Annotated in this window: 8 protein-coding genes; 7 read left to right on the forward strand and 1 reads right to left on the reverse strand. The window is 56.8% G+C overall.

Translation table 11 applies throughout. From position 1 onward, the window contains the following. The first annotated feature begins 31 nt into the window (after positions 1–31). From IEY46_RS32920 to IEY46_RS32930, 3 genes are read left to right on the forward strand one after another with little or no spacing between them, the layout of a single operon-like run. Complete coding sequence (locus tag IEY46_RS32920; RefSeq protein ID WP_188999670.1) at positions 32–868, forward strand: carbohydrate ABC transporter permease; 837 nt, start codon at positions 32–34, stop codon at positions 866–868. Beyond that, a complete protein-coding gene (locus IEY46_RS32925) occupies positions 865–2,772 on the forward strand; it encodes a beta-N-acetylhexosaminidase (protein WP_188999672.1) in 1,908 nt (635 codons plus the stop codon). Before IEY46_RS32920 ends, IEY46_RS32925 begins: the two co-directional genes overlap by 4 nt. Before the next feature lie 37 nt (positions 2,773–2,809). After that, a complete protein-coding gene (locus IEY46_RS32930; protein WP_229750708.1) occupies positions 2,810–7,192 on the forward strand; it encodes an Ig-like domain-containing protein in 4,383 nt (1,460 codons plus the stop codon). A gap of 205 nt (positions 7,193–7,397) precedes the next feature. On the opposite strand, the gene IEY46_RS32935 is transcribed toward IEY46_RS32930, so the two are convergent. Continuing rightward, a complete protein-coding gene (locus IEY46_RS32935) occupies positions 7,398–8,408 on the reverse strand; it encodes a fatty acid desaturase family protein (protein ID WP_188999678.1) in 1,011 nt (336 codons plus the stop codon). A 427-nt stretch (positions 8,409–8,835) separates the two neighbouring features. Between IEY46_RS32935 and IEY46_RS32940 the strand changes: the two genes are divergently transcribed. The 4 genes from IEY46_RS32940 to IEY46_RS32955 are packed head-to-tail and all read left to right on the forward strand — an operon-like array spanning position 8,836 to position 20,343. Then, positions 8,836–9,555 (forward strand): 4'-phosphopantetheinyl transferase family protein, encoded by a 720-nt coding sequence (locus IEY46_RS32940; RefSeq protein WP_188999681.1) that lies wholly within the window; start codon positions 8,836–8,838, stop codon positions 9,553–9,555. After that, positions 9,548–10,249 carry a thioesterase II family protein gene (locus IEY46_RS32945; RefSeq protein WP_188999684.1) on the forward strand — a complete coding sequence of 234 codons (702 nt, stop codon included), beginning with the start codon at positions 9,548–9,550 and terminating at the stop codon, positions 10,247–10,249. Before IEY46_RS32940 ends, IEY46_RS32945 begins: the two co-directional genes overlap by 8 nt. Positions 10,250–10,300: 51 nt before the next feature. Next, entirely contained in the window at positions 10,301–16,096 is a 5,796-nt protein-coding gene (locus tag IEY46_RS32950; protein WP_188999687.1) for a non-ribosomal peptide synthetase, read from the forward strand. Beyond that, on the forward strand, positions 16,093–20,343 hold the full coding sequence (locus tag IEY46_RS32955; protein ID WP_188999690.1) for a type I polyketide synthase: 4,251 nt from the start codon (positions 16,093–16,095) through the stop codon (positions 20,341–20,343). Before IEY46_RS32950 ends, IEY46_RS32955 begins: the two co-directional genes overlap by 4 nt. Position 20,344: the final 1 nt, after the last annotated feature.

The raw sequence follows: 20,344 nt of genomic DNA on the forward strand, positions 1-20,344 counted from the left end.
ACTTTCAGCATAAGGAAGGAGGCATGCGAATATGGCGGAGCGCCGAACGCTAATGGATGTGGTATGGAGGCTGCTGCTTTTTTTGTGGGCGGTATCCATCCTGTTTCCGGTCGTCTGGATTCTGTATCAATCCTTAAGGACGAATGCAGAATTTTTTCAGGATATATGGGCCCTGCCGGGGAAATTCCAGTGGAGCAATTATACCAAAGCCTGGAGCGGCTACAATATCGGCCAGTCCCTGCTTAACACACTTTATTATGTGGGCGTCAGTCTTGTGCTGGGGACGTTCCTGACAACAATTAACGCTTACGCGCTGACCCGGATGAAATTTCGCGGCCGCAAGCTGATTTGGGGACTTATTATGCTTTCGCTGTTCCTGCCGGGCATCAACGCGCTGGTTCCCCAATACATTCTGATGAAGTCGCTGCATTTGACGAACAGTCTGACGGGCCTGATTATACTGGACAGCTTCGGAGAAAATGTATTTTTCCTCATGCTGCTTGGCGGGTTCATGTCTTCCCTGCCCAAGGACCTAGAGGAAAGCGCATATATCGATGGAGCTACCATCTTCCAGACCTTCTGGCGGATTATGGTGCCCCTGTCCACGCCGGGTATCGTCACGGTGGCAATCTTCAAGTTTCTCGGTCTGTACAATAATTTCCTGGGGCCGTTCGTTTATCTGGGCGATCCGGAGAAATACACGATCGGCGTCAACATGTACCAGGCGAATATGAAAATGCAGTACAGCGCGGATTGGGTGACCCTCTTTGCCGGTGTTCTGATCGTCATGGTGCCATCTATTATCTTCTATATTATCTTTCAAAGGCGCATTATGTCAGGCGCTACGATGGGAGCGATGAAAGGATGAGCAGTATACCGGTTGCCTTGTCATTCACCGGGGATTTGGAAGGCCGGCAAGCCGGCTTGGACAGAATTTGCGGCATGCTTGGTTTGGAGCGTGCCGAGAGCGGAGGCATTCCGGTAAGCCTGGAGCAAGCGGCGGCAGAGCAGCTGATTGTGGAATTCGATGGAGCCTGTGCGAGAATTCAATACAATCAGCCTTGCCAGCTGTTCCGTTCCGTCGGCCTGCTGGCGGAGGCTCTTCCATCGGATGAGCCTTTCCGGATCATGGAAGAACCGCAGTTTGATACAATCGGATTTATGCTGGATTGTTCGCGGAATGCCGTTCCGCGAACGGACAGCATTAAAAAATTGCTGCGTTATATGGCTCTGTTGGGGATGAATGCCCTCATGCTCTATACCGAGGATACGTATCCGGTAGAGGATGAGCCATATTTCGGATACATGCGCGGGAGATATACGGAGGAGGAGCTGCGGGAATGCGATGACTATGCCGCGGGGCTTGGCATTGAGCTTATTCCCTGCATCCAGACGCTGGCGCATCTGGAAACCTTTCTGAAATGGGAGGCTGCGGCTTATTTGAGAGATACCCAGGACGTGCTCCTGACCGGCAGCGAACCGACCTATAATTTGATCGAACGGATGATTGCCGGTGCATCGCGATTGTTCAAAAGTAAGCGTATACATATCGGAATGGATGAGGCCCATGGTTTGGGGCGGGGGCGGTCGCTGGACCTTTTTGGTTATCGGAACCCGTCGGAGCTGATCTATAGGCATTTGTCGAAGGTGAAGGAAATAACGGCCGCTTACGGACTAAAGCCGATGATCTGGAGCGACATGTTCTTTCGGACCGGCTCGCTCACGCATGATTATTACGATCCCGATGCTATTGTCGGCGGTGAGCAGGCAGGCGTGGCGGCTCAGGATATACAGCTCGTATATTGGGATTATTACCATTACGAGCAGGAATTTTATGAGGGTATGATCGGCAAGCACCGGCAGCTTGGGGGCGTTCCTGTTTTTGCCGGAGGCATATGGTCCTGGTTGGGGATGGCCACGCATTACAGCCGGACGGCGAAATGCTCCCATGCGGCTCTGGCGGCCTGCAAGCAGGAGGGGGTCAGGGAAGTGTTTGCAACGGCATGGGGGGATAACGGGTCGGAGAATCATTTATGGTCGCTCCTTCCGGGACTGCAGTTATATGCCGAACACGCCTATGCCAAATTGCCGGATGAAGAGCAGCTGCAGCGGAGGATTGCCTTCTGTACGGGGATTCCTTACGGCCATTATATGAATATAGAGCGGTTGGACGATATTCCCGGACTGCTGACCGGACACGGCGATTATTCCAATCCGTCCAAATATCTGTTATGGCAGGATCCGCTGATGGGGCTGTTTGACAAGATGATTGCGAATACTGCCGTTTCCGGATATTACGAGCAGCTTTCGGGGCTGTACCGGGAGCAGGCGGCGGTCAGCGATGAAGCTCGTTGCCTGTTCGAGGTTCCGGCCCGGCTGAGCGATGTGCTTGCGCTCAAAGCGGATTTGGGACTGCGCATGAAGCAGGCTTATGAATCGGGGGACAGGGCGGGACTGAAGCAGTTGGCGGATAGTGTGCTGCCTGAACTGCTAGCGAGAGTCGAAGCGCTGCGGATCGCCCACCGGACCCAGTGGATGGACACGAATAAACCCTTCGGCTGGGAAGTGCTGGATCTTCGTTACGGCGGCCTGACAGCCAGACTGAAGTCGGCGGCAGACCGCCTGGCAGACTATTTGGAAGGGAGGGTGTCCCGCTTGGAGGAACTGGAGGAACTGCGTTTGTATTTTGACGGCAGGAGCGAAGAAGGCGAAGCGGGAGGGGATTATTTTACGTCGTATCACCGCATTGCAAGTGCCGGAACGATGATTTAGATTTCAGCTTCTCTGCACCTGACAAGAAGGAAGGGGAATGGTGATGAAGATCAGCCGGAAGTTATGCTGGATATTGGTTATTGCCGTTGTGGGGATGTATTTTGCACCGATGGCTCCCATTCGCACCGCCGAGGCTTCGCCGCTTGCCGGAGACGATATGGAGGATATTGGCGACTGGAGCCTGACTAATCCGGCTAATGGCGCTATGAGCGTGTACTCCGGTGCTTCCAGAGTTATTCAGGGATCCGGCAGTATGAATTTCAGGATCACCGACGATAACGACGGAACGAATGATGCCGTCTCGGTGTCCAAAACCTTTTCGCCGCAGCTAAATCTGGGCTCCCAGGATGTCCTGTCCTTCTGGATTCAGAGCGATGCTTATGATCCGCGGTTCGACATCATGCTCCAGGATTCCGATGGAACGGTCAGCAAGGTGCCGCTCTCAAACGTCGTTCGCAGCGCTCATCTGCCTGCCTCGATCATACCGGATAACTGGTACCAGGTATTCTGGCATTTCAAGGAATACAGCGGTACCGTGAGTGGCGGAGACGATGCCATGAATTACGGCTCCATTCAGAAATTAACATTTGCTTCGACAGACGGCCGGCCGGCTAACATGAAATCGGAGCAGGTTAATTTCTACATCGATGATGTGTATTTTTATGCCGATTCGGATCTCTATCAGCAGAACCTGATCGACGGCATGGAGAGCACCGCCGCCTGGAATGCGACTGCCGGAGCGAGCCGTGCTCTCTCCACCGCACAGGTGAAGCAGGGAACCTCCAGCATGAAATACACAGTGACGAACAACAACAACGGCCAGGCCGATTATCCGGCCTTATACCGGGCCAATGTCAGCTACAATCTGACCGGCTTCTACGAAATGACGTATTGGATCAAACCTTCGCAGAACCTGACCTTCTTCAATGTCCGCATAACGGATACCGATCAAACCTCGGAGGAGTTCCATCTGTCGGATATGTTCCCGGCCTCCGGAGGTACGCTGCTGGCCAATAAGTGGTACAAAGGCCGAATATTGTTCCGAGATGATCCCGGCACGATTGTCGGGGGCAACGGAATCATGAATTTCGACCAGATGAAAGAGATTGTGTTCGTCACGAGGGATTCGGAGCTGCCTCCGGGCGTAAACACGGATATTTATATCGATGATCTGCAGGCGGTCAAATATACGGACCGGGTGACGGTTGACGCCTTCGACTCAGCCGGCGGATGGACGACAACGCCGGGTTCCGACAACACCGTAAACACGAACAATTACCGGGATGCGTCCCGCGCATCCGTAACTTTTCATGCACCGAACAATAATGACGGGATTGCTAATTATTATACGGCGTCCAAGAGTGTATCGGCCAATCTGGCGAACCAGGATGTGCTGTCTTTCTGGCTGCTGGTCAGCGAAGATACGGAGAAGCTGGTATTCAGCCTGAAGGATGCCGACGGCACGGCGAATTATATCCGTCTGGATTCCATTGTATGGGGTTCTCAGCTCGTTCCGGGACGCTGGTGGCATATCGAATGGCCGTTTAAGACGCAGACGGACGAGATTGCGGGCGGCAACGGGGTCATGGATTACAGCAATGTGACCGGCTTTGAGATGACGGTGGACGATAACACGATGGTCAAAGGAACCGCTGGCAACTATTATTCTGTGGACAATCTGGAGGCCATGACCGATAAGGAATGGATGCGGAGCAAGGAGCAGACGCCTATGCTTGAGCCAACGGGGAATGATTATGCAGCCCGGGATTTCCAGATCGGCATCTATAACAACGCTAATGTCCAAACGGAAAAAACGCTGCACGATATGTCCAAACATGGAGTCGATTTCATTGTTTCCCATGTCTCGCACCGGGACGACACGATTACCAAAAACGCCGCTTTGGCCGAAAGGCTCGGACTGAAAATCGTCCGCCAATCTTTCCCGGTAGCGAATAATAACTCGCTGGATCATGCCGGGTTAAGCGCGCTTGCGGCAAACGATTCCAACCGGGCGGCACAAGCTGATCCCGCCAATACGACGATCAGCTACCTCAATGCCAATGAGCTTGAAGTGTATTGGCCCAACCGTCTGCAGTCGGATCCCGGCGGAGATTTCACTTATTTCGCCGACCAAACGCGGATGAATGACAGCGCAAACGGCGTGGACCGGCGCATCAATACCCATCACATCAATTATCTCTGGTACGATACGGGCGAGGATCATCCCTGGTACATGGACTGGTCGACGCTGGGGAACTACGGGGGATTTCAGTGGACCGACCGACTAAAGCAGACTGCATGGCGGATGGGGAAAACAAATGCGACAAACACACAATCATGGTCGCCAAGCAATCTGTTGACCAGTATGAGCGACAGAATATATAGGCATGTCGGCCAGGCGCCTCTGAATCTGGATGAAATCGCCGATTTCAAGGATTCGCTGTGGACCAACTTTGAAGGCGGATTAAGCGGGGTCGCTTTTTTCATCTGGGATGGGGATGAATGGGCCAACGAATGGAACTTCGTCGATAATGACGGCAATCCGATGAACGACCGGCGCTGGGCGGCGGTAACCGACATGTCCAAACAAATCCGCGCCACAGAAGGCAAGCCCTACGTGGAGCTAACATACCCGAGAAGCTTCGAGGTGGTGGAGAAGGGCAGCGTTGCCGTCAGCGCACAGGCTGTTCCAAGCGGATTGCCTGTGACATCGGTAATCTTCGAATATAACGACGGCACGAACACGGCCTGGACGCCGATCGGTACGGCCTCGGCCGCCCCTTACACGGTGAACTGGAATACGGGCGGATTGGATGCGGCGAAGAAATACTTCGTGCGGGCAAGAGCTTATGACGGGGTCCATGAATCGGCTCCGGATACCAGCTACTCCGTATCGCTGAATAATGCCGGGGGGCCGAAGGTTTCGGGAACGGCCGTTTCCTCCAATGCGACGAACGGAGCGTCATCGGTTACGATATCCACGGCTGCGGCAGGCAGCGGAAAGCCGGTGGCCAAGGTCCAATATTATGTGGATACGGTCCAAAAGCCCGGACAGGGCATAGACATGGCCGCAGCCGACGGCATGTTCAACAGCATCAGCGAAGGAGCGACCGCAACAATCGCCATTCCTCCGCTGAATAAGACGGCGCCGATCCTGATCGATGACATGAGCGATAGTAGCGATTGGAGCGGAACGGCAGCAAGGGCGCTGGAGTCGGGTTATCTTCGCCTCGATGTCAAAAACAATAATAACGGCGCTGCGGATATGCTGACGGCCGTCAAGGATTACGGCACCGGCCTGCAGGATTTGAGCGGTCTCGATACGCTGTCCTTCTGGGTGAAGGATGTTACCAATCCGCTTAGCCAAATGCAGATCAGGCTCAGAGACAACGACGGTACGACGCTGGAAGCGTCTCTTCCCGCTTATTACGGGGCAAGCAGCGTTCCGGCTGATAACTGGAAAAACATACGCTGGAATTTCAAAGAGAATGACGACAGCATCTCCGGCGGCAACGGCGTGTTTAATTTCGATCAGGTCAAAGCGGTCGAATTCAGTATCGATGACAGCACGCTTCCGGCCTCAGGCGCGCTGCAGAAGATTTATATCGATCAGATCCGCGCATTCGCGGAAACACGGTGGCAGGAGCAGACATCGCCGGTCATCTACGTCCGCGCGATGGATAATGCCGGCAACTGGGGGCCTACGCAATCGGTGAAAATAAATGTGACGAACGCTCCCGCCGGAGATACCCAAGGACCCGTTACGGTAACGGCTGGAACCAATCCTCACGGAATCACGGATGGTCTGACGTCGTTTCTGCTCACCGCCAATATCGATGACGGCATTAACAGCACGGGCGGCACCCGGATCGAGAGCGCCGAATATTTTATTGATGCGCCTGGGGCAAACGGGGCCGGAACGCCAATGCTGGCGGTTGACGGAGGCTTCGACTCCATGAGCGAGTCCGTGGCGGCTTCGGTATCTGCTGCCGCCTGGGCGGACAACAGCAAGCATACGCTGTATATCCATGGCCGGGATGCTGCAGGGAACTGGGGGCCGTTCTATAGTGAAACAATTATCAAAACAACCGCTCAGGGACCGCTTATCCAGAATGCGTCGGCCAGCCCCAATCCGGTTCAGGGAAGCGGGCCGGTGACCATCCGGGCGATTGCCGACGAGACGGACACAGGCTGGGGAGATATTGCCGGCGGGGAATATTTTGTGGATACGATTGGTTTTGAAGGAAGCGGCACGCCGATGACGGCGCTTGACGGCATCTTCGACGCACGGAATGAACAGATGACGGCACAGATCAACACCGCTTCATGGTCGAACGGTTATCATACGGTATTTGTTCATGCGAAGGATTCGCGGGGTAAGTGGGGGCCGCTGAAATCGGTCACCGTGGTAAAAAATTAAACGAAAGGAGCAGGAGAAATTCCTGCTCCTTTTGTTTTTGGCGTTCAGGCGCCGGGGATGCCAACCCGGGACCAGCCGAGCACCTGACGAAAAAAGCGGCTGAGCGTACCGGGTGCCCGCAATCGGCGCTAACGGTTCGAGCGCAGTGATAACGAATGCCGTTTCGCCTTGTTCCAAATGATTTTGAGTGGTCCGCCGTTCAAAGCTATCGGCCTTTCAGCTTGTTCCAAAACGGAATGCGCCCTTGAATATCGTCGATAACGGAAGAGAAGCCGGGAGCCAGCGACAGGAAAAATCCGGTGCAGTGATGGGCCTTCTGGTATTCGGAATCCTGCATCAGCACCAAGTGCGCCTTCTTGATACTGTAATGGGGCACCGCTGGAAACAGATGATGAACGAGATGATACGAGTTGCGGTGGGGGTGAAGAAGTATCCGTTCGAACCGGTTGCCGAACGAATTCCGCGTCGCGAACAGCTCCTTGTCGTTCTCCAGTCCCGCATGCTCCGCCATTTCGGCCCAATATTTCAAGATTTGCAAGGTCGTCAGAAACGGCACGGCCCAGAACATAATCAGCTCCAGCCAGAAGCCGAAAATGATGGAGCAGACGATGATTGCGACCCAGTAGACAGCACGCACGACGGTATCGAACGGCGTTTCGTCTTTAGGAACCATCGTAACCTTGACCATGCCTGTCAAATACCGCGGTACATGCGCAAGCGTCAGCGGCTTCAGGCAGTGGCGCAGAAAAAATTGCGTTCTGCTTATGTTCGGGTTGTCCAGGCCGACGATTTTATAGCGAATTTTGTCGGGATCGATGTCGCTCCACAAATATTTGTGATGCGTCATATGACCCTTGATGTAAGCGCGATAGGAAATCATAATGGGGAATGCCGCAAACAGACATGCGACCCATTTGTTCAAGTTGCGGTTTTTAAAGAGCATATTATGGCTGGATTCATGCATCATAATGTCCAGTCCGCGCATGCGGCTGCCGATGATAACGATGCTGATCAGGTACACCCAGACGGCGGGCTTGAAATAATACAAGCCGATAGCTGCCGCGATGATCAGCCAATCCAATCCGATGGCGAAGAAGTTGTACCAGTTGTTCCGCTTTTGCAGTTCGCGTATTTGGCTGCGGATTTCGGAAGCGAACCGGTATTTTTCCAGTTCCTGCGGAACTTCAGCCTCCAGGCGGCTTGTTGCGACGCTCATGTTTCGTGCCCTCCTCATAACTTATGTCTTTCAAAAACCTTACAAAATCAGTTCGATAACAAGGTTGAAAATGTAAGTGTTTTTTAAACATTGAAGGTTATGGTGGATTAGTCACCACATGTTTTTATCAAATATTAAGTTGCACTTTCGAATTTTTTCAGGTTAATATAAATTGTAATACAACCGGATTGCAATTTGATATAGGTCAAATATCATATTATCATATAAATACAACCAATGAATGAAAATTAAGGGATTTAATAGGTTTGTATTATTCCATTTCAGATGGTAAAATAATGTTCGCAATGCAGGCGGGGATTTGACAAAACCCTTACAAACGTAACCCCGACAAAGAAGCTTATTCCGATTGTGTTGTCGGATTCTGAAAGTCTATCAACGACGGATATCGCGAGGGATTCGATAGAATATGGAAATGCCAGCCGTCTACGCCGCAAGGATCGGCAGCCAGCCGGACCGCTCGTCCATCGACCGTCTTCTGGCCTATTTACCGCCTGACAAGCAAGCCCGGATCGGCAGATTCAGAAATTTCGCCGACGCGCAGCGAACGCTGCTGGCCGAAATCGTCGTCCGGAATGCGATCGTCGGGACAACCGGCACGGATAACCGTTCGATCCGGTTCGACACCAATTGCTATGGAAAACCGTATTTGAAAAATTCTGAATATTTCAATTTCAATATTTCGCATTCCGGGGAGTGGGTCGTCTTTGTTTTCGGCCACTGCGCCGTCGGGATCGACGTCGAGCAAATCGGGCCGATCGACATCAGCTTAGCGGAGCGCTATTTTTCGCCGCTCGAATATAGCAGCCTGATGAGCCACGACCCGTCCGATCGAATCGCTTGTTTCTATGATTTATGGACGCTGAAAGAAAGCTATGTGAAGGCTGTCGGGAAAGGCTTGTCCATTCCGCTTGACGCGTTCGCCATCTTGATCGGGAGGGACGGCATCCGGATGGAAGGCGGCGGGCCCGAACGCTATTTTTTCAGACAGTACGGCATCGACGCCGGCTACAGGCTTTCGGTCTGTTCGGCCAAGGATGAGTTTCCTGCATGCCCCGTCTTGTTGAATGCCGAAGACGAGTGCGTGTCCTTCATCCGCCATTGTCAGGAAGGAACCGGCTATGGATAAGACATTGCTCTATTGTTTCCCCTATGCGGGCGGTTCTGAAACGGTTTTCTACCCGTGGCGTAATACACTGCTTCCCGAAATCGAACTGAGGCCGGTCTCGTACGCCGGACGCGGCAAACGGTTTCATGAACGCTGCTATGCCGGTATGGACGAGGCTGTCCGCGATTTGTACGAAACAGTTGGCGCCGCAACCGGCGGGCGGCCGTATTCGTTTTTCGGACACAGCATGGGCGGGCTGATCGCGTACGAGCTTTGCCGGAAGATCGTGGAGAAGGGTGGACCGCCGCCCGTGCATCTTTTTCTGTCGGCCGTCAAAGCGCCAGACAGGATTGGCGGAGAGAGCTTTCACAGCTTGCCCGAGGATAGATTGATAAAGAAGCTGGAGAATTTGAATGGCACGCCGAAGGAAGTGCTCGAAGACCGCGGGCTGATGGATCTCTTCCTACCGATTATCCGGTCCGATTTCAAGCTGATGGAAGAATACCGGTTCGCCGGCGGTCACGAACGGCTGAACTGCCCCATGACGGTGTTATACGGCGAGGAGGACGAGATCGCCAATGAGGAGATGCTGCGCTGGAATTCATACACGAAGGGGGTATTTCGACTCGCCGGATATCCGGGCGACCATTTTTTCATTCACCGTTACCGGGACGCCGTCGTCGGATTGATCAATGATACATTGGCTCCGCGCTGAGGGCTGGGCCAAGCGTTCCACTCCACTTTTTGTGCCGAATAGGAGGTATTTATGTCCATTCATAACGTTTCCGCCAAGACGAGTCATGCTCAAGGTACCGGTAAACGTACGGAAGAAGAAAACTATTGGCTCGGCAAGCTGCCGCCCGATTTGACGATGAGCAGCTTCGCCGACGATCACAGGATGGTCCGGCCGGGCAAATCGCGGCAGACCGACTATTCCTTCAAGCTGCCGAACGACGTTTCCCGCAAAATTGTCGCGATGGCCGGCGGTTCGGAGCATGGCGTATATATCATTGTGCTGAGCGGCATCCAATATTTGCTGTCCGTTTACACGGGGCGCAAAGATGCGGCGGTCGGAACGCCGGCGTTCAAGGCGAAATCCGGTCCTTCCTGGCAAGACCGCTATCTGATCCTGCACAGCGAGCCGGAAGGGCGGATGACATTCAAGGAGCATTTGCTGGACGTGAAGCAAACGGTCGCGGATGCGGATAAGCACCGGAATATCGACTACGGAAAATTGTATCGATGGGAGACCGGCGAGCCGCCTCGTCCGCGCACGTTCGTCCTGCTGGACAATATTCAGAACGACATCTTCGCCTTGCGGTCGGCAGCCGATACGACGTTTCGGTTCAACTTGGAAGACGCATGCATACGATGCTCTATTTCGTACCATGTGGAAGCGTTCGCAGAAAGCTTCCTGCACGGAGTTGCCGCTTATTTGATTCATTTTCTCGAAACGGTTCTGAATTATCCTGACGTGCGGCTGTCCGAGGTTGGCATTCCGGACGAGCAGAAACAAAGGCTGCTCGCGGTGTTCAACGATACGGCAGCTCCATACCCGAAGGAGCGGACGGTGATCGACTGGTTCGAGGACCAGGTTGCGAAAACGCCCGAGCGGCCGGCCGTCGTCTACCGGGACCTGCGCCTCACCTACGCGGAGCTGAACGCGAGGGCGAACCGGGTTGCGCATGCGCTGATCGCGCAAGGAATCGGAGAAGGCAGCGTCGTCGGCATCATGGTGGAACGGTCGCTGGATATGCCCGTCGGCATGCTCGGCATTATGAAGACCGGCGGAGCGTACTTGCCGATCGATCCGAATTTGCCGGAGGAGCGGATTCGAACACTGCTCGGCAATTCGAAGGCGACGCTTATTTTGACGGACGAGGGGCTGGAGCATAAAATTTCCGATCCGGCGCTGTCGACGATCCGGATCCGTTCGCTTCTGGAAGGCGGCGCGCCCGAGTCGGCGGAAAATCCGGGCCTGACGTACGATCCGGAGGGCGTCGTTTATGTGCTCTATACATCAGGGACGACGGGCGTGCCCAAAGGGGTGATGGTGAAGCGGCGCTCGTTCATCAACCTGATCACCTGGTTTATCCGGGAAGCGAATTTGAACGAATCTGTCCGTTTGATGCTGATCGCTCCGGTCAGCTTCGATACGGCGCACAAAAACGTGTTCGCTCCGCTGCTGGTGGGCGGACAGCTGCATCTCTTCACCGCGGGCATGTATGACTACGACGAAATGTCCGACGTGATCGAACGCGAGCGGATCGATGTCATCAACTGCTCGCCGAGCGCCCTCTATCCGCTCATCGATTACAACGAGAAGAACGGCTACCGCAAGTTGAGCCCGCTTAAGCAGGTCATACTCGGCGGCGAGTCGATCAATATGAAAAAGCTTAAGCCGTGGCTGCTGTCCCCGCAATGCGGAAGCGACGTCATCAATACCTACGGACCTACCGAATGTACGGATATCGCTTCCAGCTTCCGGATCAACCGGCTGAACACGGCCGAACTCGATATCGTTCCCATCGGCAAGCCGCTGCCCAACGTCGAGATCGATATCGTCGACGATGAGCTGAAGCTGCTGCCGATCGGCGTGGCCGGCGAATTGTGCATCGGCGGAGACGGGCTGTCGTACGGCTATTACAATGCGCCGGAGTTGACCAGCGAGAAGTTCGTGGACAATCCGAACCGCGAGGGGCGGGAAATGTATAAAACCGGCGACCTCGCAAGGTGGACCGAGGACGGCACGCTCGAATTTCTTGGCCGCAAAGATTTTCAGACGAAGGTGAGAGGCTTCCGCGTCGAGCTCGGGGAGATCGAGAGCTGCCTGTTGAAGCATCGCGATATCGAAGAAGCGGTCGCAGTGGCGATGACGGATGCGGCGGGGGGAGATGCGATATGCGCCTACTTCGTTTCGCATGCGGATGCAGAAGTTCCGGAGCTGCGTAGTTATATGGCGCGGAAACTGCCCGAATTCATGGTTCCCGCCTACTTCATGCGGCTGAACAAGCTGCCGCTCAACAATAACGGCAAAATCGACCGCAAGGCGCTGCCTGCGCCTGATCCGGCCACCGCCTCCAGCTCGCCGTATGCCGCGCCGGAAAACGGGACGGAGCGGCTGCTCGCCGAGTTCTGGGAAGACGTGCTGGGCGTGGAGCGGGTCGGTGTTCATGACGATTTCTTCGAGCTGGGTGGCCATTCGCTCAAAGCCGCTTCCATCGTGCTGAAGATGAACCGGGAGACGGGAGTGGGCCTGCAAATAAGCGATCTGTTCCGGCATCCCACCATTCGCGAGCTTGCCGAATATGCAGTCGGGCTCCGGCAGCGGCAGGTTCCGGCAATCGGGACCGCCGAGGAGGCCGACGCTTACCCCGTTCCTTCGCAGCAGAAACGGCTCTTTATCCTGTGGCAGTTGGACCGGCATTCGACCGCTTACAACTTGACCTCGCTCAACATGCTGGAAGGGCGCATCGATCTGCCAAAGCTGAAGGCGACGATCGAGCGTTTGATCGAGCGGCATGAAACACTGCGAACCTCCTTCGCCTTCAAGAACGGCAAACTGGTGCAGACGATCCGGCTCGCAGGCGAGGTGAAGGTCGAGCTCTCCGAAGCGGAGGAGTCCCGCGTCCGCAGCGCGGTCGACGAATTCATCAAGCCTTTCGACCTGGAGGAAGGGCCGCTTGTCCGGGTGAAGCTGTTGAAGCTCGGCGACAACCGGCATCTGCTGATGACCGACATTCACCATATCGTGTTCGACGGCGCGTCGATGGATATCGTCATGCAGGAGTTTTCCGAGCTGTACGCTGGACGACCGCTGCCTGTGCCCGAACTGCAATATAAGGATTATTCGGCGTGGCAGGCGGGATGGAGCAAGGCGGAACAGTGGAAGCGGCAGGAGTCATATTGGCTGGAGCTGTTCAGGGACGGCGTTCCCGAGCTGCGGCTGAATACGGATTATCCGCGGCGGCCAGTCATGAGGTTCGACGGCGCCGGCGTCACCGTCTCGGCTGACGGCAGGCTGACGGCAGGCTTGAGAGCGGCGGCGGCGGAATGCGGCGCAACCCTTTATATGCTGCTGCTGGCCGCGGTTAACGTCCTCTTGTACAAATATACGGATCAGGAGGATATTGTGATCGGATCGCCGACGTCGGGAAGAGGCTTTCCCGGGCTGGAGCGCGCCGTCGGCATGTTCGTGAACACCGTCGTCATGCGCAACTTTCCGGCAGGAGACAAGACGTTCAGCGCTTTTCTCGGCGAAGTGAAGGAAAATACGTTGGGGGCGTTTGAGAACGAGCAGTATCCGTTAGAGGAGCTGGTGGAGAGGCTTGGCTTTGCCCGCCATTTGGGGCGGAATCCGATGTTCGACGTGATCTTCTCGCAGGAGAGCGGCGAGCGGGCGTCCATGGATACGGGCGAGCTTGTTTTTCGGGAATACCCGCGGGAGGATCGCGCCACGCAGATCGACCTGTCGATCCGCGCATTGGAGAAGGAGAACGCCGTCGATTTCCGGTTCAAATACCGGACGGATCTGTTTGCGGAAGATACGATAACGAATCTAGCCCGTCATTTCATGGAAATTCTGGAGGGTATCGTCCGAAGCCGCAGCGTAAAACTGCAGGATATTCGCATCATGTCCGAGCCGGAGGAGGAGCGGGTGATCGCGGACCTGACCGGACAGCGGGCGGAATACGACTATCATACGACGGTACAGGAGCTGTTCGTGCGGCAGGCGAAGGCAACGCCGGCAGAGGTGGCGGTCGTCGACAAATACGGGGAGACGACCTATGCCGAGCTCGAAGCGAAAGCGTGCCGGTTGGCCCGGGTTCTGCGGGAAAGGGGCGTGCGGCGGGGCGACATTATCGGTATCGCCTCCGACCCGTCCACGGACAGAATCGTCGCCGTGCTCGGCGTGCTTATGGCCGGAGGCGCTTATTTGCCGCTCGATCCAGACGCTCCGGCGAAGCGCATCCGCTATATGCTGGAGGACAGCGGCTGCTCGCTGGTCGCGGCGCAGCGCCATTTGGCAAGGACGCTTGAGCTCGGAAGGGACACGGTCATCCTGGACGAGGAAGCGGCGTCAAGCATCAGGGAAGGCGACGAATGGAACAATGCCAGCTTGCCCGGGGATTTGGCTTATGTGATGTATACATCCGGGACGACAGGCCAACCAAAGGGCGCCATGATCGAGCACCGCAGCGTGACGAACCTGCTTATGGGCATGATGGAACGGCTCCATTTCGATCGCGACTGCCGCCATTTGCTGCTGGCGAAGTTTACGTTCGACGTATCGGTGCAGCAAATGCTGCTGCCGCTCGTATCAGGCGGATGTCTCGTTATTCCGGATCGTGAAACGGCCGCCGATCCCGAGCGGCTGTGGAGCTTCATGGAGGACAGCGGCGTCAACGTGCTGGGCGCGGTTCCGGGCCATATGACGCTGCTGCTCGACAACCGGCGCGACGCCGGACCGAATGTTCGGCTGCGGTATATGCTGCTTGCGGGAGAACCATTCACCCGCAAGCTGCTTCACCGGCTTCGCGGTGCCGGCATCGCCGACGAGATCGTGAACCTGTACGGACCGACGGAAGCGACGGTCTATTCGAGCCTTCACCGGTGCGGCGGCGGCGAGACCGACGAGGGAACTCGGATCGGCCGTCCTTTGCCGGGCTACAGGCTCTATATTCTGGACCGCAAGCTGCGGCCGGTTCCCCGGGGCGTGACCGGCGAGCTTTATATATCCGGGGCGGGCGTCGGCAGAGGCTACTTGAAGCTGCCGGAATTGACCGGGGAATGTTTTCTTCCCGACCCGTTCGCCGAAGGGGAGACGATGTACAAGTCGGGAGACCTGGCGAGGCAGCTCCCGGACGGCGGCATCGAATATTTGGGCAGGGCCGACCACCAGGTCAAAATCAACGGCATCCGCATCGAGCTGGGTGAAATCGGCCATACGCTGCTGCATTGCGGCGGCGTCAAGGATGCAGCCGTTGCGGTCAAGACGAAGCCGGGCGGCGAGCATTATCTGTGCGCATACGTCGTTGCCGATGAGGGAGTTACCGTCACGGATTTGAGGGAATATTTGGCCGCGGAGCTGTCCGGCTACATGATTCCCGAGCGTTTCGTCAGACTGGACCGGCTGCCCATGACAGTCAACGGCAAAGTCGACCTTAAGGCGCTTCAGACGCGGGAAGACGACGACTATATGGTTCCCGGGACCATTTACGAGGAGCCGGCTACCGATCTCGAACGTGCGATTACGGAGATTTGGCAGGAGGTACTCGGGAGGGAGCGGGTCGGACGTCACGATCATTTCTTCGAGCTCGGCGGCAATTCACTGTCGATCGTGCAGGCGAACGAGCTGCTGAAGCGGCGGCTTCAAGCCGACATTCCCGTCGTCGACATGTTCCGTTATTCCACCGTGCATGCGCTGGCCCGGCGGCTCGGATCGATGTCGGATGCGGGCGAACGGGAAGAAAACGGACCGGATCGCGGCCGGATCCGGGAGGATGCAAAGAGCAGGCTGCAGCAGCGGAGCAAGCGGAGACAGGAAGGAGGGAGGTCATGAGAGATTACAAGGCGACCGGTCTTGAAATCGCAATCGTCGGCATGGCATGCCGGGTTCCGGGCGCGGACGACGTAAGCAGCTTCTGGGAGCTGCTGAAGAACGGTACGGAAGCGATCTCCTTCTTCTCGGACGACGAGCTGCTTGCCGCAGGCATCGGCGCGGAGACGATCCGCGGCTCGGATTATGTCAAAGCCGGCGGAATCATCCGAGGCTCGGAATGGTTCGATACGCAGCTGTTCGCGTATACGCCCCGGGAGGCGGAGGTAATGGACCCCCAGCTCAAGGTGCTCCACGAATGCGCCTGGGAAGCGCTGGAGGATGCCGGCTGCATGGGGGAGCGGGGGAGAGGACTGACCGGAGTCTATATCGGGGCGTCGACGAGCCTGTACTGGATGAACGACGTGTTCGAGCGGGCGCCGGATTTTCTGAGAGAGGCGAACCTGCTCGCCGGCTCGCAATTTTTCGGTACGCGATTGTCGCATCAGCTCGATCTGAAAGGTCCGGGCTATACGGTGCAGACGGCATGCTCCTCCTCGCTCGTCGCCGTTCATCTCGCCTGCCAGGGGCTGCTTGCCGGCGATTGCGATACGGCGCTGGCCGGCGGGGTGACCGTGACGCTGCCGGAAGTGAAGGGCTACCGTTATCAGGAAGGAATGATAATGTCGCCGGACGGTCACTGCAGACCGTTCGACGCCGATGCCCGGGGAACGGTGAACGGCAGCGGAGTGGGCGTCGTCGTTCTGAAGCGGCTGCAGGACGCCGTAGAGAGCGGCGATTACATCTATGCCGTCATCAAGGGCTCTGCGGTCAACAACGACGGGCGCGACAAGGTCGGCTTCACCGCGCCGAGCGTGGCCGGCCAGGCGGAGGTCATCAAGTCCGCCCAGGCAATGGCCGAGGTCGAGCCAGATAGCGTCACGTATGTGGAGGCGCACGGGACCGGGACCGTCCTTGGCGATCCGATCGAACTCGAAGGGCTGAAGCTGGCGTTCGGCAGCAGTGGAGGCAGACGGGGCTATTGCGGCGTCGGCGCCGTGAAGGGGAACATTGGCCATCTCGACAACGCGGCGGGCATCGCCGGCTTGATCAAGACGGCGCTCGCGCTGCGGCAGCGGCAAATCCCGCCGAGCATCAACTTCAGCAAACCGAACGGCAAAATCGATTTTGCTAACAGCCCGTTCTATGTCAATACCGCTCTGAAAGATTGGGACGTGCCGGAATTTCCGCTGCGCGCCGGGGTCAGCTCATTCGGCATCGGCGGCACGAACGCCCATGTAGTGCTGGAAGAGGCGCCGGAGCAGCCGGCGCCGGACCGCGGCCGGGAGGCGCAGCTACTGGCGCTCTCCGCGCAATCGATGAAATCGCTTGACGATCAGACGAAGCGGCTTGCCGGTTATTTGGACCGCAATCCGGACGTTCGTTTGCCCGATGTTGCGTATACGCTGCTGACCGGAAGGAAGCAGTTCAAGTACCGCAGAGTGCTGACCGCCTGCGGTGTGGAGGAAGCGAAGGCAGCGCTCTCCTCGCCGGATTCTTCAAACGTGCTCACGGCGGTCGCGGATGACGCCGACAGGCCGGTTATCTTCATGTTCCCGGGTCAAGGGGCACAGTACGCAGGCATGGGCGAGGCGCTCTACCGGGAAGAGGCGGCGTTCCGCGAAGCCGTCGACCGGTGCTGCCGCATTCTGTCGGAAACGAGTGCATGCGACTGGAAGGACGTTTTATATCCAGCGGACAAAGAGGCAGGAATGAGCGGGAGGATTCATCAGACTTCTTATACTCAGCCTGCAATTTTTATATTCGAATATGCGCTGGCGGAGCTGCTCATGAGCTGGGGCGTCCGACCGGACGGCATGATCGGCCACAGCCTGGGCGAATATGCCGCCGCCTGCCTATCCGGCGTACTGACGCTGGAGGACGCGCTGGCACTGGTGTCGGCGCGCGCCGAGCTGATGCAGAAGCTTCCGGCAGGCGGCATGACGAGCGTGATGGCGTCAGCGGAGAAGGTCGGGCCGCTGCTGACGCCTGGCCTGTCCGTCGCTGTGTCGAACGGCCCAGCGCTCTGCGTCGTCTCGGGCCCTTTCGGGGAGCTTGAGGCATTGGAAGCCGTCCTAGAGCGCGAGGAAATCCGTTATAAACGGCTGCAGACGTCCCATGCCTTTCATTCCGCGATGATGGACCCGGTTATAGAGCCGTTCAAGGCGGCGGTCGAGAGCGTTTCCCTGAACGTGCCGAACATTCCGTATATCTCCAATGTGACGGGAACCTGGATTTCGGCATCCGAGGCGGCTGATCCCGCCTACTGGGTCAACCATTTGCGCGGAACGGTCCAATTTTTCGAAGGAATCGGCCGCCTGCTGGCGGATGCGGACAGCGTCTTCGTCGAGGTCGGTCCCGGCAGAGCGCTCGGCTCGTTCGTCAGGCAGCAGCTTGATGAAAATGCCACAAAGCGGAACGTGATCGTGAACGTGGCGGGATCCGCGAATGCGCGCGAGGGGGACGACGAGCTGCTGCTCCGCGCGCTCGGGAAGCTGCACGTCCACGGCGTCGATGTCAATTGGATGCGATACTACGCCGGCGAACGCCGGCTGAGCATCCCGCTTCCCACCTACCCGTTCGACCGCAGCTATTATAGTATCCGCTCCCGCGGCGGCCATGAAGAGCGGGGCGAACGGCCCGACATGGACGGCCGTCATGAAGCGGCCGCCGGCGGCGATATATCTGCCGAAAAAGGGGCGGTTTCCCTAGCGGACAAGGAGCGTCTTATCACTGCGGCATTTAGTGAAGTGACCGGCGTGAACAACGTCGGCGTCCATGACGATTTTTTCGAGCTGGGCGGCAATTCGCTGTCGGCTGTGGGCGTCGTCGCCCGGCTGCAGGGCGAGCTGAGGATCTCGCTCGGGCAGCTGTTCGAGCATCCGCGTGCGTCCGATCTGGCGCGGGAAATCCAAAGCCGCACGGTCAGCGGATTGATTGAAAAGGCGGCAATGAAGCGGTACTTGCTGGCGCGGCAGGAGCGGTACCGCACAAGCGCGGACTCTATCGTCGAGCTTGCGCCTATGCGCCGTCTGTATGAGGAGCGTAACCGCGCCTATGATACCGCCGATCTCAGCCGAAGGAGGACGTATCGCGATATTCTATTGACCGGAAGTACGGGTTATCTTGGCATCTATCTGCTGCGCGAGCTGCTGACCCGCACCGAGGCCGACATTCATCTGATCGTCAGGGGCGGAAGCCGGGAAGAAGCCGGGAACCGGCTGCTGGAGAAGCTTCGCCATTATTTCGGTCCAGACTTTTACGGCAACTGGAAGCGGAGGCTGTTCGTTTACCGCGGCGATCTGACGAAGAGCGGTCTCGGGTTGGAGCAAGGCGAGTACGACAGGCTTGCCGATCGCATCGATTGCGTGCTGCATTCGGCGGCAAATGTAAGCCATTACGGCAAATACGATGATTCCTGCGAGGCTAATATTACGGCAACGAAACAGTTGATCGGCTTTGCGTTTGCCGGCGGCAAAAAAGCGTTCCATCATATCTCAACGATGGCGGTTGCGTCCGGTACGGTCCCGGATAAGCGGGACATCCTGTTCACGGAATACGACGGCGACGCCGGACAGACGATGGCGGGGGCTTACGCGGCGACGAAGTTCGAGGCGGAGAAGCTGCTGTTCGAAGCGCGGAAGCAAGGTCTCGAAGCGTCGATTTACCGCGTCGGCAATATCGTCTTCGACTCCGTCAACGGCAAATTCCAGACGAATATCGAGCAGAATGCGATTTATTCCTTGATCCGGGCCTACGCGGCGATCGGTTTCGTTCCGGAAATGGAGCGGGATACGGATTTCTCGTGCGTGGACGATGTCAGCCGGGCGATCGTCAGCTTGTTCGACCGGGAGGCGCTGCAAGGGGAGACGTTTCATATTTGCAATCCACATGCCGTCAGCATGTCCGAGCTGCTCACTTTGCCGGATCTCGGGCTCGGCGTCGTCGAATTGCCGCTGGAGCCGTTTCTCGATGCGGTGTATGACGATGACGGAAATTCCGGACACGAAACCGATTTGTACACGATTCAGCTGCACAGCATCGGAGAAGATCGGGACAATCTTGACGATCCGTCCGGGCATACGCTTTTTCATCCGGCGAGCGACAAGACAAACGAGCTGCTGGCCCGGACGGGATTTATATGGAGCGTGCTGGACGAGCGGCAGGCGAGCAAAATGATCGCGCACTGCCGGGCAGCGAATTTTTTGTAGC

It is taken from the genome of Paenibacillus nasutitermitis (genome assembly GCF_014641075.1).
Classification (GTDB): Bacteria; Bacillota; Bacilli; order Paenibacillales; family Paenibacillaceae; genus Paenibacillus_Z; species Paenibacillus_Z nasutitermitis.